Source organism: Planifilum fulgidum, from assembly GCF_900113175.1.
In the GTDB taxonomy this organism is placed as follows: domain Bacteria; phylum Bacillota; class Bacilli; order Thermoactinomycetales; family DSM-44946; genus Planifilum; species Planifilum fulgidum.
Genome location: NZ_FOOK01000012.1, coordinates 39,579 through 54,345, shown reverse-complemented (window position 1 = coordinate 54,345; position 14,767 = coordinate 39,579). Strand labels below are relative to the sequence as shown.

Annotated in this window: 18 protein-coding genes and 1 pseudogene; 7 read left to right on the top strand and 12 right to left on the bottom strand. The window is 58.5% G+C overall.

Going from position 1 to position 14,767, the window contains the following annotated elements; translation table 11 throughout:
- Positions 1-200 precede the first annotated feature (200 nt).
- The 5 genes from dprA to BM063_RS08500 all read right to left on the bottom strand — a co-directional run bounded on the left by dprA (position 201) and on the right by BM063_RS08500 (position 4,176).
- Positions 201-1,286 carry a DNA-processing protein DprA gene (gene dprA / locus BM063_RS08515; protein ID WP_092037902.1) on the bottom strand — a complete coding sequence of 362 codons (1,086 nt, stop codon included), beginning with the start codon at positions 1,284-1,286 and terminating at the stop codon, positions 201-203.
- Positions 1,287-1,340: 54 nt separating this feature from the next.
- Complete coding sequence (gene sucD, locus BM063_RS08510; protein WP_092037901.1) at positions 1,341-2,246, bottom strand: succinate--CoA ligase subunit alpha; 906 nt, start codon at positions 2,244-2,246, stop codon at positions 1,341-1,343.
- Positions 2,247-2,278: 32 nt separating this feature from the next.
- Positions 2,279-3,439 (bottom strand): ADP-forming succinate--CoA ligase subunit beta, encoded by a 1,161-nt coding sequence (gene sucC, locus BM063_RS08505; RefSeq protein ID WP_092037899.1) that lies wholly within the window; start codon positions 3,437-3,439, stop codon positions 2,279-2,281.
- Positions 3,440-3,642: 203 nt separating this feature from the next.
- Positions 3,643-3,777, bottom strand: a complete 135-nt coding sequence (locus tag BM063_RS18170; protein ID WP_281246691.1) for a hypothetical protein — start codon at positions 3,775-3,777, stop codon at positions 3,643-3,645.
- Between the two features lie 195 nt (positions 3,778-3,972).
- Positions 3,973-4,176 carry a hypothetical protein gene (locus BM063_RS08500; protein WP_092037973.1) on the bottom strand — a complete coding sequence of 68 codons (204 nt, stop codon included), beginning with the start codon at positions 4,174-4,176 and terminating at the stop codon, positions 3,973-3,975.
- A gap of 163 nt (positions 4,177-4,339) precedes the next feature.
- Here BM063_RS08500 and BM063_RS08495 point away from each other — a divergent pair, with 163 nt between their 5' ends.
- The 6 genes from BM063_RS08495 (at position 4,340) to BM063_RS08470 (ending at position 9,326) form a co-directional block, all read left to right on the top strand.
- The gene (locus BM063_RS08495; protein ID WP_092037898.1) at positions 4,340-4,789 is read left to right on the top strand and encodes a cupredoxin domain-containing protein; all 450 of its coding nucleotides are present in this window, start codon (positions 4,340-4,342) and stop codon (positions 4,787-4,789) included.
- Between the two features lie 174 nt (positions 4,790-4,963).
- Positions 4,964-5,665 carry a lantibiotic protection ABC transporter ATP-binding subunit gene (locus tag BM063_RS08490; RefSeq protein WP_092037897.1) on the top strand — a complete coding sequence of 234 codons (702 nt, stop codon included), beginning with the start codon at positions 4,964-4,966 and terminating at the stop codon, positions 5,663-5,665.
- Entirely contained in the window at positions 5,658-6,413 is a 756-nt protein-coding gene (locus BM063_RS08485) for a lantibiotic immunity ABC transporter MutE/EpiE family permease subunit (RefSeq protein ID WP_092037896.1), read from the top strand. The genes BM063_RS08490 and BM063_RS08485 overlap by 8 nt, the downstream gene beginning before the upstream one ends.
- A 1-nt stretch (position 6,414) precedes the next feature.
- The gene (locus BM063_RS08480; RefSeq protein WP_092037894.1) at positions 6,415-7,203 is read left to right on the top strand and encodes a lantibiotic immunity ABC transporter MutG family permease subunit; all 789 of its coding nucleotides are present in this window, start codon (positions 6,415-6,417) and stop codon (positions 7,201-7,203) included.
- A 27-nt stretch (positions 7,204-7,230) separates the two neighbouring features.
- A complete protein-coding gene (locus tag BM063_RS08475; protein WP_092037893.1) occupies positions 7,231-7,911 on the top strand; it encodes a response regulator transcription factor in 681 nt (226 codons plus the stop codon).
- Positions 7,899-9,326, top strand: coding sequence for a HAMP domain-containing sensor histidine kinase (locus tag BM063_RS08470; protein WP_092037892.1), 1,428 nt, complete (start codon positions 7,899-7,901; stop codon positions 9,324-9,326). Before BM063_RS08475 ends, BM063_RS08470 begins: the two co-directional genes overlap by 13 nt.
- 60 nt (positions 9,327-9,386) lie before the next feature.
- Here the strand turns inward: BM063_RS08470 and BM063_RS08465 are convergent, their stop codons facing one another.
- Positions 9,387-9,875: a DinB family protein gene (locus BM063_RS08465; RefSeq protein WP_092037890.1), complete on the bottom strand. Its 489-nt coding sequence runs from the start codon at positions 9,873-9,875 to the stop codon at positions 9,387-9,389.
- A 176-nt stretch (positions 9,876-10,051) separates the two neighbouring features.
- Here BM063_RS08465 and BM063_RS08460 point away from each other — a divergent pair, with 176 nt between their 5' ends.
- Positions 10,052-10,471, top strand: coding sequence for a hypothetical protein (locus BM063_RS08460; RefSeq protein ID WP_092037889.1), 420 nt, complete (start codon positions 10,052-10,054; stop codon positions 10,469-10,471).
- A 310-nt stretch (positions 10,472-10,781) separates the two neighbouring features.
- Here the strand turns inward: BM063_RS08460 and BM063_RS08455 are convergent.
- The 6 genes and pseudogenes from BM063_RS08455 to BM063_RS08430 all read right to left on the bottom strand — a co-directional run.
- A pseudogene (locus BM063_RS08455) lies at positions 10,782-11,234 on the bottom strand (PTS sugar transporter subunit IIA); the annotation flags it as partial.
- Positions 11,235-11,395: 161 nt separating this feature from the next.
- A complete protein-coding gene (locus BM063_RS08450) occupies positions 11,396-12,340 on the bottom strand; it encodes an L-lactate dehydrogenase (protein WP_092037971.1) in 945 nt (314 codons plus the stop codon).
- Positions 12,341-12,470: 130 nt separating this feature from the next.
- Positions 12,471-12,803: a PTS lactose/cellobiose transporter subunit IIA gene (locus tag BM063_RS08445; protein WP_092037886.1), complete on the bottom strand. Its 333-nt coding sequence runs from the start codon at positions 12,801-12,803 to the stop codon at positions 12,471-12,473.
- 20 nt (positions 12,804-12,823) lie between these two features.
- Positions 12,824-14,116, bottom strand: coding sequence for a PTS sugar transporter subunit IIC (locus BM063_RS08440; RefSeq protein ID WP_092037885.1), 1,293 nt, complete (start codon positions 14,114-14,116; stop codon positions 12,824-12,826).
- Positions 14,113-14,442: a PTS sugar transporter subunit IIB gene (locus BM063_RS08435; RefSeq protein WP_092037884.1), complete on the bottom strand. Its 330-nt coding sequence runs from the start codon at positions 14,440-14,442 to the stop codon at positions 14,113-14,115. Before BM063_RS08435 ends, BM063_RS08440 begins: the two co-directional genes overlap by 4 nt.
- 39 nt (positions 14,443-14,481) lie before the next feature.
- Entirely contained in the window at positions 14,482-14,709 is a 228-nt protein-coding gene (locus tag BM063_RS08430; RefSeq protein ID WP_092037883.1) for a hypothetical protein, read from the bottom strand.
- Positions 14,710-14,767: the final 58 nt, after the last annotated feature.

Here is a 14,767-nt window from a genome sequence, read left to right as displayed (position 1 = left end):
CCCGTGTCCTCCCCTCTATTTGAAACCGTTCCATTTTCTTCCCGTGTCGGATCCAAGACAAGGTCGCATCTGTAACGATAACAGATATCCTGTGCCTGCGGCAACCGGGGAGCCCTCCCTCAGGACCTCCGGCGGTTCATCCAAATGGTATCCAGCCTTTTGCCATGTCATTCTCCCAAAACCCCGTAAAACGCCGGGATTCATCCTTCCCTGACAAACCGCGCCCCCGGAAGCTGAAGAATCCGCTTCTTCAACTGGAGCGAAAGGAGGTGCCGGTGAAGCTCCCCGGGCGGGAGGGAAATCTGGTTCCTCAATTCGTCGATGTGCACCGGTTCGTCTCCGATGAAGGAAAGCAACAGCCGCTCGTCCGGAGAAAGGTCGGAAGGTTCCGTCGATTTTTCCGCTGAAGGGGGAACCAGGGAAGGAAACTCCTCCAGGATGTCCTGCACGCCGATCACGCACTTGGCTCCCTGCTGGATCAGCCGGTTGGTGCCCGCGCTTTTCTCCGACGTGACGGGGCCGGGGACGGCAAACACCTCCCGCCCCTGCTCCAGGCTGCAGTCGGCGGTGATGAGGGCGCCGCTCCGCTCCGCCGCCTCCACCACCAGCGTGCCCACGGAAAGGCCGCTGATGATCCGGTTTCTCCGGGGAAAAAGACCGGGATGAGGCGCCGTCCCCGGCGGCATCTCCGAGCAGACCGCTCCCTTTTCGACCAATTCCGCGTAAAGGCGGCGAAGATGCCTGGGATAAACCACATCCACCCCCGTGCCCAGCACGGCGACCGTTTTTCCGCCCGCCTCCAAAGCGCCCCGGTGGGCCTCGGAATCGACGCCGGCGGCCATGCCGCTCACCACCACCCATCCCCGGGAAGCGATCTCCGACGCCATTTTCCGCGCCATCCGCCGTCCGTAATGCGTCGGCTTGCGGGTGCCCACCACGGCAAAGCAGATGCCGGAAAGGAGGGAAGCGTCCCCTCTGATATAGAGCACCCAGGGAGGCTGGGCGATCTCTTTCAAATATTCCGGGTATTCCGGATCAAAAACGGTGAGGGCGGTGATTCGGCGCCGCACCAGCTCCTCCTTCACCCGCCGCACAAAGGACGGGGTCCACTTTGCGCGGATGCGTTCCACCGTGCTCTCCGGAACGCGGAGATCCCTGAGGCGCCGCAAAAGATCCAAAGTCAATTCTCCCGCAGGGGACCATCCCGCTTTCAACAATTTATGCAGCGTGTGCCAACCGATTCCCTGGATTTGGTGCATCGCGATCAACCCGTCCCGCTCTTCCATCGCGCTCCCTCCAAAAAACGGGGGACCGCAGGGCGGTCCCCAGAAAACCGGTGTCTATTTCTTCGTGATGCACTGCTCAAGCAAACCCTTCTCCTCCAGGACCTGAACCAGCGTCTCGCCGATGTCGGCCGGGGTGGGAGCCACCTTCACGCCGCATTCCTGAAGCTTGGCGATCTTTTCGGCGGCCGTTCCCTTTCCTCCGGAAATGATGGCCCCCGCATGGCCCATCCGCTTGCCCGGAGGAGCCGTCTGGCCGCCGATGAAGGCCACCACCGGTTTATCCATGTTCTGGCGGATCCACTCGGCGGCTTCTTCCTCGGCCGTGCCCCCGATCTCACCGATCAGGATGACCGCCAGGGTGTCCGGATCCGCCTGGAACTCCTTGAGTACATCGATGAAATTGGTCCCGTTGACCGGGTCTCCGCCGATCCCGACCGCCGTCGATTGCCCGATGCCGCGGGTGGTCAGCTGATGAACCGCCTCATAGGTGAGGGTCCCGCTGCGGGAGACGATCCCCACCTTTCCGGGCATGTGGATGTATCCGGGCATGATGCCGATCTTGCACTCGCCCGGCGTGATCACTCCCGGGCAGTTGGGGCCGATGAGGCGCGTTTTCTTCCCCTCCATGTACCGCTTCACCTTGACCATGTCGAGGACGGGAATCCCTTCGGTGATGCAGACCACCAGATCCAGCTCCGCATCCACCGCCTCCATGATCGCATCGGCGGCAAAGGCCGGGGGAACGTAGATGACCGACGCGTTGGCCCCCGTCTCCTTGACCGCCTCCTCCACGGTGTCAAAAACCGGAACGCCCTCGACGGTGGCTCCGCCTTTCCCCGGCGTGACCCCCGCGACCACTTTCGTTCCGTACTCCAGTGCCTGCTTGGTGTGAAACCTTCCGTTGGAACCGGTGATACCCTGCGTAATCACTTTGGTGTCTTTGTTCACGAATATGCTCAACGCCCAACCCGCCTTTCTTCAACATGCTCGGTTCATTTCACCAGGGAAACGATCTTCTGCGCCGCGTCCGCCATGGAATCGGCGGCGATGATCTTCAAACCGGACTCTTCCAGAATCTTCTTGCCGAGTTCCACGTTGGTTCCTTCCAGGCGCACCACCAGCGGACGGTCCAGCCCCACCTGTTTGGCCGCCTCGACCACGCCGGTGGCGATCACGTCGCACTTCATGATTCCGCCGAAAATATTGACCAGGATCCCTTTCACCTTTTCGTCGGACAGAATGATTTTGAAGGCTTCCCTCACCTTCTCGGCGGAAGCGCCCCCTCCCACATCCAGGAAGTTGGCCGGCTCCCCGCCGTAATGCTTGATGATGTCCATGGTGGCCATCGCCAGCCCGGCGCCGTTGACCATGCAGCCAATGTTGCCGTCCAGGGCGATGTAGCTCAGATCGTATTTGGAAGCCTCCACTTCCCGGGGATCCTCTTCATCCAAATCCCTCAATTCGCGGATGTCCGGATGGCGATACAGCGCGTTGCTGTCGAAGTTGAGCTTGGCGTCCAGAGCCATCACCCGGCCGTCCTCGGTGGTGACGAGCGGGTTGATTTCCGCCAGGGAGCAATCCTTCTCCACAAAGGTGCGGTACAGTCCCATCATAAACTGAACCGCCTTGTTGACGCGATCCTTGGGAATGTTGATCTTGAAGGCGACCCTGCGGGCCTGGAAGGGCAACAGGCCGACCGCCGGGTCGATGGACTCCTTGATGATCTTCTCGGGTGTGCGGGCCGCCACTTCCTCGATCTCCGTCCCGCCCTCTTCGGAAGCCATCAGGGTGACCCGGCCGGTGGAGCGATCGATCACCATGCCGACATAGTATTCCTTCTCAATCTTGCACCCCTCTTCGATCAGGAGGCGTTTCACTTCTTTCCCTTCGGGGCCCGTCTGATGGGTGACCAACACTTTCCCCAGGAGTTCTTCGGCGTGGGCGCGCACTTCATCCAGGCTGCGGGCCAGCTTGACGCCCCCCGCCTTTCCCCGTCCCCCGGCGTGAATCTGCGCCTTGACAACCCACAGATCCCCGCCCAGGGCCTTCGCCGCCTCCACCGCCTCTTCGGGGGTGAAGGCCACCTGTCCCCTGGGGACGTCCACCCCGTACTGTTTCAGGATCTCTTTTCCCTGGTACTCGTGAACATTCATGCGTCTCCTGCCTCCTATCCTCGATTTCCTCCACAAAAAAAGAAGCCCGGTCGGTTCCTTTCACCCGGCGCGCGGGGCCGGAGCCCGGACCGGTGCCGGCCCCGGCCGAGGCCGCATGGGAGCGTTTGCGAAATATCCCGCGAAAGCTTGCGCGGGCAGGCGGATCCCCGGCCGCTTCCCGAGCCCTGCGCGGGAATCCCCGCTCACCGGAAGAGGCTGATCACCGTCGCCACCACGGCGATCCCGAAAAAGAAGATAAAGGAGGCCGCCGTGGCGAAGACCATGTCCAGAAAATCGTTGTCGCTATTTTCTCCTTGGTTTTTCCATTTCAGGCTCATCTGTCACCCTCCCGGTTATCACCTGTCGCCCGAACGCCTTCGGGCCGATCAACCATCCGGACGGATCGGTGCAAACGGCCCTTTCATGATCGGATCGGGTTGATTTCAGGGACTAGTATAACACGGTTTTCCCCTCGGGAAAACACCGATTCGATGGCAATCTTCCGAAACCGCCTTCGAAGGGCTCACGTGCGCCTATTCCGGTTCCCGGGCCGCCAGGATGTTGGAGCGCTTGAAGCGGCGAATCCCTTTTCTCTCAAAACAATACGCCTCCACCAGGTCCTCCCGCAGGGCCCGGATGCGGATCCGCCGCTGGGTGATTTTCCCCTTTTCGTCCATGTAGATGATTTCCACCGGCCTGCCGGTCTTCGCGGCCCTTTTCAACACCGTGTCCCTCATGGGTCCCACTCCGGAATCGAACATCCGTTCCTATTATATATCAATCCCCGCCCGCTTACAACACGATTTGGTTTGAGAAAAATTTTTTTCCATTTCCGCGGATAAAACCCCGGGATATCTGTCAATAAATAGTCACAAAACGTTCGCCAAAGGGGGATCGCCCATGACAACCCCGCGTCAATGGTTGACGCTCACCATCACGTTCCTGTTGGTGCTGATCGCCGTCACCCTGCTCCTCCTCCCCTGGTTCGACGACCGGACCGTCATACAGGAATGGACCGAAACGCCGGAAAAAACCTTTCATCTCGTCGCCGTCGAATACGAAAGCGAACTGAACGGGCGAAAAATCGAGGCTTATCGCTGGGACCCCGGATCCATCGTGGTCAACAAGGGGGACCGGGTCAACCTCGTACTGCACGGGATCCACGGGAAAGTCCACAACTTTTCCCTCAAGGAATTCGGTGTCAGCGGAGTCGTCCGAAAGGGAGAGAAAACCCGGGTATCCTTCACGGCCGACAAACCCGGAACCTATCAGCTGATCTGCCACGACCACAGAACGGCCGAAAGCCATGGACCGATGATCGCCTACATCACGGTATTGGACCAAAAATAACCATCCGCCCCCGGCATCGCCCTCCGAAGGCCGCTTTTCGGCATGTCGGAGGGCATTTGTTTTTTTTCGTTCCGGTCCCGCGCGAAAAAAGGCGAAAAAGGTTCCGCCGTTTTATAAATCCTTTATTTTTGCCTGTTACATTGATTCCGAAACAACGAAAAGAGGTGGGCATACATGATCGAATACGCCATCGAAACGCGAAACTTGACCAAACGCATGCGGGGCCGGCGGATTGTAAAAAACGTTTCCCTCAAAATACCCAGAGGATCCGTTTACGGTTTGCTGGGACCGAACGGGGCGGGGAAATCGACCACCCTGAAGATGTTGACAGGACTTTTGCGCCCGTCGGAAGGCGAAGTGCGCGTCTTTGGGAAGCCCTGGGACAGAAAGTGCCTGGGCCGGATCGGCGCCCTGATCGAAACCCCGGCCCTGTACGGCAATCTGACCGCCTTTGAAAATCTGCTTATCCACAGCCGGCTGATGGGCCTTTCCGAGGATGAGATCGATAAGGTTCTCGTCACCACCGGGCTTGAGAACACCGGCAAAAAATTGGTCTCCCACTTTTCCCTCGGGATGAAACAAAGGCTCGGTCTCGCCATCGCTCTCCTCGGAGATCCGGAAATTCTGATTCTGGACGAACCGACCAACGGACTGGATCCGATCGGTATCGAAGAATTTCGGGAAATGGTCCGGTCCCTCCACTCCAGGGGAAAAACCATCCTTTTGTCCAGTCACATTCTGTCGGAAGTGGCCCAACTGGTCGACCATATCGGCATCATCAACGAAGGGGAGTTAAAGTATCAATCGCCCATCAGCCATGAAGAGGATCTCGAGGCGCTGTTCATCAAAACCGTGAGGGGGGTCGCCCATGCTTAACGTTCTGCGATCGGAACACCTGAAATACAAAAGAACCTTCATGAAGCGCCTGATACTCTTTGCGCCCCTGGTTTTTTTCCTGATCTCCCTGCGCGTCAAACTGTTCCTGCCCGATTACATCGGGGCCTGGGAAATGTTGCTCGCGCAAATTTACAACTGGTGGCCGGTCCTCTTCCTCCCGCTCGGAACGGCGCTGCTCGCAGCCCTGGCACAACAGAAAGAGAAAAAGGCGGGCAAGTTTCAAAATCTGCGGATTCATCCCGTGTCAACGACCGCCCTTTGGACGGGCAAAATCGCCGTGTTGGCCTACCACACCCTGCTTTCCAGCTGCATACTCATGGTTGCCGTTCTCATCTCCGGCCTCACCACGGCCGGTGGAGCGACCCCGTGGTCCACGATTGTTGCCGGCGGTTTGCTGATGTGGTTGACATCCCTTCCCCTCATTCCGATTCAACTGTGGGCGGCGGCCTGGAAGGGCACCATTTTCAGCATGGCCGTCGGTTTCGCCGGGGGAATCGCCGGTGTTCTGGCGGCACCCGAACCCTATTGGGTCTATATTCCCTGGAGCTGGCCGATCCGGCTGATGTCCCCGGTGGTGGGGGTGCATCCCAACGGTGTGCTGATGGAAGAAAACCATCCCCTCAGGGATCCCTCCGTCATACCGGTGGGCATTCTCCTGGGAATCATCGCCTTTGTCCTCTTTACTTGGATCACCGCCGCATGGTTTAAAAGAAAGGAGGCCATCTAAAATGGCGACAATCCTAAGATTAGAATGGCTGAAGACGAAGCGAACGCCCCTTCGCCCCCTGGCCTTTGCTTTTCCCCTTCTGTATGCGGCGCTGATCCTTTGGTACTATTCCAGGTGGGAAATCACGCCGGAAAAACAGCTTTCTTTGTTCCTGACCTTTTTTGAAGGGTGGACCATCCTGGTGATCCCCGTCGGAATCGGCATCCTGTCCGGATTCATGGTTCACCAGGAGGAATTGGCCGGCAACTTCCAGGGATTCCTCGGAAGTCGAAGGCCCCGGAGTCAGTTGTTCTTCGGAAAACTGGCCATCCTTCTGTTCCTGATCACGGCGAGCACCCTGACGGCAACGTCGGCCCTCATCCTGGGATTTAAGCTGATCCAGGATGTTCTCATCGCCTGGCCCATTTTCCTGACGGCCACCTTGATGGCGTTGGTTGGAAGCTTGCCCCTTTCGGCCATCCATTATTGGATCAGCTTTTCCTGGGGATTCGGCCCGTCGATCGGCGTCGGCGGAGTGGGTCTTTTGATCGCCGCCCTGATGGCGACCAGCATCGGGGATACCATCTGGCCCTACGTGCCGTGGGCATGGCCCGTCCGTCTTCCCTTGCTGGCCGGAGCCTATTTGACCTATCTCCCCGGGATGGATTCCCCTCCGGACGTCATCGCTTCGGGAAAAATCATCCGTCTTTCCCTTCAGGGATTGATTTCGTCGACCATCACCTCGCTCGTGATGTTGGGCGGGGGAATGATATGGTTTGCCCGCTGGGAAGGAAGGAAAAAGACGGAGTGAGATCAGAACAGGATGGGAGGATGTAACGTGCCGGCGACGATCCTGATCGTCGATGATGAACAAGACCTAGTCGACATGATCAAGGACGCCCTGGAGGACGAGGGATACCGGGTCCTCACCGCCACGGACGGAAATGGGATCTTTCCGCTCCTCAAGCACCAGCCGGATCTGATCGTGCTGGACATCATGATGCCGGGGCTGGACGGAATCGAGGTCTGCCGGGCCATCAGGGAGACGGTGGCGTGCCCCATCCTCTTTTTGTCCGCCCGGCGGGAGGTGGAAGACCGGATCGAGGGCTTAACCGCCGGGGGCGACGATTACTTGACCAAACCCTTCAGCCTGCGGGAACTGAAGGCGCGGATCGCCGCCCACCTGCGCCGGGAACAGCGCTCCGCCCTGGGCAAGGAGATGACGGTCCTCCGCTTCGGAAACCTGACCATCGATCTGAAACAGCGGAAAGTGCACGTCCGGAACCGGGAAGTGCCGATGACGGGCAAGGAATTTGACATCCTTCGCTTTTTGGCCCTCCATCCGGGACAGGTGTTTTCCAGGGAGCAAATCTATGAAAAAATTTGGGGGTTCGGAGAGGGAAGCAGCGCCACGGTGACCGAACACATCAAAAAAATCCGGGCAAAGCTTGCCGCCGCCGAACCGGGACTGAACCCCATCACCACCGTCTGGGGGATTGGATACCGTTGGGAAAAATAAATCCTCCTCCCAGCTTTCGCCGTCAATTCATCCGCCTGGCCCTGTCCGTCATTCTGTGGAGCGCCGTGGTGTCCGCGCTGATCTGGCTCCTCCTCGGCCTGACGCTTCTTCTCTTCTTCCGGCCCGCCAACTATTACGAAAAACAGGTGCCGGCCATCCTCCGCTTCGCGGAAGAATCGGGGGAAAAACTGCTCGATCCCGAAACCCGTCCCCTTTTGGAAGAGAAAATCCCGACCGAAGGAATCGCCTACCGGGTCCTCCCCCTGGAGGGGGGAAAGGGGTACGGGACCCTTCCCCCGCCGGAAAAAACGGATCCAAAACAGTGGATCCGAAAGCTGAACACGACGGAAACCCGGGAAGGACTGGTCTACCGGTATATTCCCCTGAGCGACGGCCGGGGCCGGCTGGCGGGTGTGCTCGTGCTCGGCTATGAGATCTCCTTTCTTAAGGCCAACGATTCCCCTCTGGCGGCGGTCGTACTCATCCTGGCGATGGCCACTCCCTTTGTCGCCATCGCCTTCTTCGCCTACTGGTTCGGCCGTCGCCTTGAAAGGCGGATCTCCCCTGCGATCGACGCCCTGATGGAGGGGGCGGCCCGGGTGGAACGGAGAGATCTGGACTTCACCTTGGGCGCAGTGGGCGGAACCCGGGAGCTGTACGCCCTGGGCGAAGCCTTTGAAAAAATGCGCCATTCCCTTCGCACGTCCCTGGAAACCCAGTGGAGGGCGGAACAGGGACGGCGGGAGATGCTGGCCGCCCTGGCCCATGACCTGTTCACCCCGCTCACGATCATTCGCGGGCACGCCGAAAACCTCCTGAATCGGGTGCCGCAGGAAGAAGGGCGCCTTCACCGCCCCCTCCGGGCCATTTTTGCAAATAGCGAACGGGCGATCCGGATGCTGGAAGAGATGCAGGAGGCCAACCGTCTGGAGCGGGCCGATTTTTCCCTTTCCCCCTCCCCCCTGGACCTTGGCGCTTACCTGGAGGAGAAGAAGGAAGAATACCTTTCCCTCTGCAACCGCAAGAAAATCCGTTTGCATTTCAGTCTGGAGGATTCTCGCCGCCGTCCCCGGCCGATGCGGCTGGACGGCCATCGCCTGTCGCAAATTCTCGACAATGTGATCACCAACGCCCTTCGCTACACTCCCGCCCGGGGAGAGATCCGCTGGCGCGTTCTCCTGGATGAGGAGGGGGTGGAAATGGAGATCACCGACACGGGTCCCGGCCTTTCCGAAGAGGACCTGCGCCGCCTCTTCCAGCCCTTCTACCGGGGAGACCCGGCGCGAAAATCGGGGCATGCCGGTCTGGGAATGTATATCGCCAAAACCCTTGCGGAGAAACACGGCGGATGGATCACCGCGGGCAACGCACCCGGGGGAGGAGCCAAAATCCGCTTTCGCATCGCCGAGCTGTAGGGGAAATCGAAAACGCAAAAAAACGGATGCCCTCCCGCGGGCATCCGCCGCAAATCCCCTTCACCCGTACAAATCGAACATGTTGACCGGATGGCCCAGTTGTTTCAGGTACTGAAACAGCTGGGCCCGGTGGTGATACACGTGGGTGACGATCTCAACGAGCCATTTGGCCTGGGTGGAGCCGTGATCGGCATAGAAGGGCTTCGTCCTTCGGGTCAGGAAGCTCTCTTCGTCCAAACCGCGCATGTAATCGCACAAGGACTGAAAGCCCTCTTCCATCCATTCACACAGCTTCTCCGGATCGGAAGAGGCGTGTTCCGACTCCAGCTTGCGCACTTCCTCCTCGCTCTTTTCCTGGAGGATGGCCAGATCGACGAACGGAATCTGCGCCAGATGATTGGCCAGCTCTCCCAGCGAACGCATGTTGTCCGCCGGTCGGAAATCCCACTCTCCGGGCCTCACCCGGGCCAGCAGTTTCTTGGTCGTCCTTACGCCGGCGCCCAATTCCTCAAGCAAAAGTTCCCGCAATGTCTCTGTTCCCCCGGTCATTTCCGCGGCGCTTCCCGCAGGAAGCGCCTTCCTCCTTTCATAAAGAACATATGTTCGTTTATCTATTCGACCTCTCCCGGAAAATCTCCTCCCCTTTCCGTTCGGGTGGAGCCGGCCGGAAATTGTGTTATAGTTGGATCGCACCTTCATATCACCCATCGCGGAGGGATCAAACCGTGCATGTCCGTTTCGAAACCCCCCACCAGTACGTCTTCATCCACGAAAACGTGAAGCACTTGCTGCTGGTCTGGTCCAAGGACTCCAAAAAGCAACTCTTCATTGCGGAAGACGAGGAAGACGCCCTGGTGCTCCGCTATCCGGGGGAAGTCTACACCGAAACCGTGCTGGAGCAGGTGGAACCCGTCTTCTTTCTGGACCTGGAGGGCGGGGTGGAAGCGGTCCTGGGCGCCACCTTCTACCACCAAGGAAGGCTGATCGGCATGTACTACGACAAAAAAAATCCTTCGGGCCCTCCCTACTTCTTCGAAATCGAAAAGGGCTCCCCCGAAGAAATTCCCGATGAGGAATATCAGGAAGTGGTGAAAACCTTTGCGGAGGAATTTCCCGAATATGTCGCGGAGAAGCCCGAAGCATGATTTTCACCGAACCGGCATAGTCCGCCGGTTCCGGGGAAAACTGCAAAAAAAGGGAATGCAAAGGAGCATCCGGCGATGAAGAAGCGAAGGAACAAGGAATCTCGTTCTCCCGGGAGCGAACAGCGCCGCGCTCGTCGGCAGCCGGAGGCCGCCCGGGATCCGAGGCCCGGGTACGGAGACAAAAAACTGGACGGGCCCAATATCCCGTCCACATGAGATTTCGCAAACCAAAAAACCGAGGCGGACGAACGTCCGCCTCGGAATTGGAGCCATCACGGGGCGGACCGGTCCGCCCCGTTTTTTCGAAATGTCATGTCACCGCCACGACGGCTTCTTCACCCTGCCGGGCCTCCGCCTTTTTCAGCTCCACCTTTTCCCCTTCCCGCAGGTTGGTGAAAAGGACCGGAGTGATGGCGGAGGTCGCCTTGTTCCGGAGAAGGTCCAGATCCACTTCCATCAATTTTTGCCCCGGTTTGACCTGATCCCCTTCAGAAATCAGGGGTTTGAAGCCTTCTCCCTTCAGGTTGACGGTGTCGATCCCGATGTGAATCAGGATCTCCCGTCCTCCCCTGGAACGGATGCCGATGGCGTGCTTGGTGGGAAAGAGATTGACGATTTCCCCCTCGACGGGAGAAACGACAACCCCCTCCGCCGGATCGATCGCAAAGCCGTCCCCCATCATTTTTTGGGAAAACACCTGGTCCGGCACTTCGGTGATCGGAAGCAGCCTGCCGGTCATCGGGCAAACAAAGGTCTCCTCCTCCCCCTCACCGGCAGAAGGCGTTCCGGCGGAACGTTCCGCTTCCTTTTCGGAGGAGCTTTTTCCGATGAAACGTTGCAGTTTTTCAATCGCCTGTCTGAACATCGTCTGACCCTTCCATTTCCTTGATCACGATTTTGAATGCACAAATCTAGTATCGTGGATTAGAGGATTTTTTTCAACACCCGGGTCAGCACTTCCGCAGAATGATGCAACTTCTTCCGTTCCTCCTCCGTCAGGTTCAGATCCATCACTTCCCTCACGCCGGAACGATTCACCACCGCGGGAACCCCGATGTAGATGTCCTTCAATCCGTACTCCCCGTTGAGCAGGGTGGAAACGGTCAGCACCGAATTTTCATCGTTCAAAATCGCGCGGGTCAACCGGGCGAGCCCCATCGCGATGGCGTAATAGGTGGCTCCCTTTCGCTCGATGATGTGGTAGGCCGCATCCCTCACCCGGACAAAGATTTGATCCAACTCCTCCCGGCTGGGACCGCTCCCCTCTTTCAGATAATCCGCGATGGGGCGCACGCCGATGCTGGCATGGCTCCAGACGGGCAATTCGGTGTCCCCGTGTTCCCCGATGATGTAGGCATGCACATTCTGCGGATTCACTTGGTACGCTCCGCTCAGCAAATGGCGCAGGCGGGCCGTGTCGAGGATCGTGCCGGACCCGATCACGCGACGGGCGGGCAGGCCGGAAAACTTCCAGGTGGCATAGGACAGGATATCCACCGGATTGGTCGCGACCAGGAACAGCCCGTTAAAACCGCTTTTCATCACTTCATCGACGATGGAGCGAAAAATTTTCGCGTTCCGCTCCGCAAGGTCCAGACGGGTTTCTCCCGGCTTTTGATTGGCGCCGGCGGCGATCACCACCAAATCGGCATCCTTGCAGTCGGTGTAATCTCCCGCCCAAATGCGCATCGGCGCGCCGAAGGGCACCGCATGGTTCAGGTCCATGGCGTCCCCTTCCGCCTTTTTCCGATCGATGTCAATCAGCACCAGTTCATTGCCCAATCCCTGATTCACCAGGGCATACGCGTAACTGGAACCCACCCATCCGGTTCCGATCACCACGATGCGCGTCACTTTGACCGATTCCATTTTCATCCTCCTCCCCCTTTCCTGTCATGACCGTGCAAGCGGGCGCGGGCTTCTCCTTCTCATCGCCTTCTCACGGAAAGGCAGGTCCCCGCCGCCCGCACAGGCGGCGGGAAACCCGCCCATCTCCGGGTCAACGATTCTCCAATGCTTCCACCCGCTTTTTCAGCTCCTCGATCAAACGGTAGTTTTTTACAAACCGCTTGACCAAATTCAATTCCGCCAGCGCCGTCATGAGATGATCCTGGGCATGGATGGCGAGAAAGCTCGGGGGATCATCCCCCGTCGATTGCACCAAATCCGTCTGCCACTTGTGCCCCTTCATCAACTCCGCTTCCGCTTCCTGAAGCAGCTTCTCCGCTTCCTCAAACCGGAATTCCTCCGCCGCATCCAGCGCTTCATACGCCTTTCCGCGGGCGTTTCCTCCGTAAAGCACGAGATGGAAAATCGCTTGTTCCAGATCCAACGGCGTCACTCCTTGTCCGCTCAGCCCTCTTGGGCCGATTGTTCCTGTTCGATCAGCGTCTTTTCGTACCGTTTAAAGAACGGCCAGTAAATCAGGGCGGCGATCACCGCATCGATCACCTGAACCAATCCGGCAAGGACGGAACCGCCGGTGGCGATGAAACCACCGAGGAAAATCGGGACGGTGAACGGCGGTTGAATGATCACCGGCGGCAAAATCCCGGTGGCGAACAGAATGTAGTTGATCGTGACGATCACCGCCGGTCCGAGAACAAAGGGAATGAACATGATCGGATTCAACACGATCGGCAGACCGAAGATGACGGGTTCGTTGATGTTGAAGATCGCCGGAATCAGGGCCGTTTTCCCCACTTCCTTCAATTGGCGGGAACGCGAGAGCAACATGAAGATCACCAGACCCCAGGTCGCCCCGGACCCGCCGATATGGGCGAACATGTGGAAGAAGGGCTCCGTCACGATTCCGTGGGCGGTCGCTCCGGCGCTGACGGCCTCAGCGTTCTCCGCCAACTGAGTCATCCAGAAGGGATACGCCACGGAAGACACCACGTTCATTCCGTGGATTCCCATCCCCCAGAGCACCATCATCAACAGGATCATGCCAAGGGCGGCAGGATAGGAGTTGGATGCCGCGACGAGGGGGCTGAACAACTCCAGAACGGCCTGCGGAATCGTGATGCCGAAATTGGCCCAGACGATCCATTCCAGGATCCAGACGGTCGGCAAAATCACCATGAAAGGAACCAGAACGCGGAAGGTCCGCATCACGTACGGGGGAACGCCCGCCGGCAATTCAAAGGCGAATCCCCGCTTGATGAGAAAGCGCATCGCCTCGGTTGTCAAGATCCCCAAAATGATGGCGACGAACAACCCTTGCCCGCCGAGATAATCCAAGATCTTTCCGAAGGGGATCTTGGTGATGTCCTCCACCGGGAAGGCGGTCATCAAAAAGGCGAGCATGGAAAGGATTCCCGCCATGACCGAATCCACATCCCTGCGTTCGCCGAGGCTGTACCCGATGCCGAAGGCGACCGTGACGGCCATGATGCCAAACGTGAGCTGGAACGGGAACAGGATCTGCGCCTGAATCGGCTCGACCGCGTTCGCCCAGGCCTGGATCGGCGCCCATTCAATCGAGGTGGGCGGGTTGGCGATGATGAGAAAAATCGCACCCGTCAGGATGACCGGCAGCGCAAAAATGACGAAGGCGTCCCGGATTGCTTGGAGATAGGTGTTTTGGGCCAATCGCCCAAGGGGTTCCATGAGCCGGTTTTCCAGCCAATTCATGATGTTCATGGTTCCCGTCTCCCTTTCATCATCGTCAGGACTTGATCCAACACCTTGTCTCCGTCCATCAGGGCAAAGGCCCTTTGATCGACGATTTCCAGGGGAATGCCGTGTTCTTCAGCGATTTTCTCCATTTCCTTCTTCAGATGGCGTACCTGGGGCTCCAGCAGGGCGACATTATACTGGTCGGCTTTCTTTTTGAATTCGCCCGTTCCGCCCGCATCGGCCGTCAATTCGATTCCCCGCTTGTCCGCCGCCTCCTTCACTTTTTTGGCCAGCTGACTGGAGGTCGCTCCCCAGCTGCACAAGATGATCAGTCGGATCGGCTCGGACATGGCAAACTCCTCCTTCATTCACAGCATTCGATACCGAAATCACTTCCCGCGTCGATAGAGGGCATCCCGCTTGGCTTCGAATCGACGAATATGGGCGAGCAGCCGGCTGCTCAGCCAGGTCGCCGCAATGAGAACCAGCGCAAAGGCGAAGCTGAAAACCAGCACCGCCTGCGACTGCGGCCCTCCCTCGATGACGGAAAACAATCCCGTTGCGATCCAGATCATCGAAAACACAGCGGCATAACCCACCCAATAACGCCGATTCATGTTCACCCCCCCTTTTTCCGAGTCTAACCATGACAGCTAAAAGCTAGTCCCTTCCGCA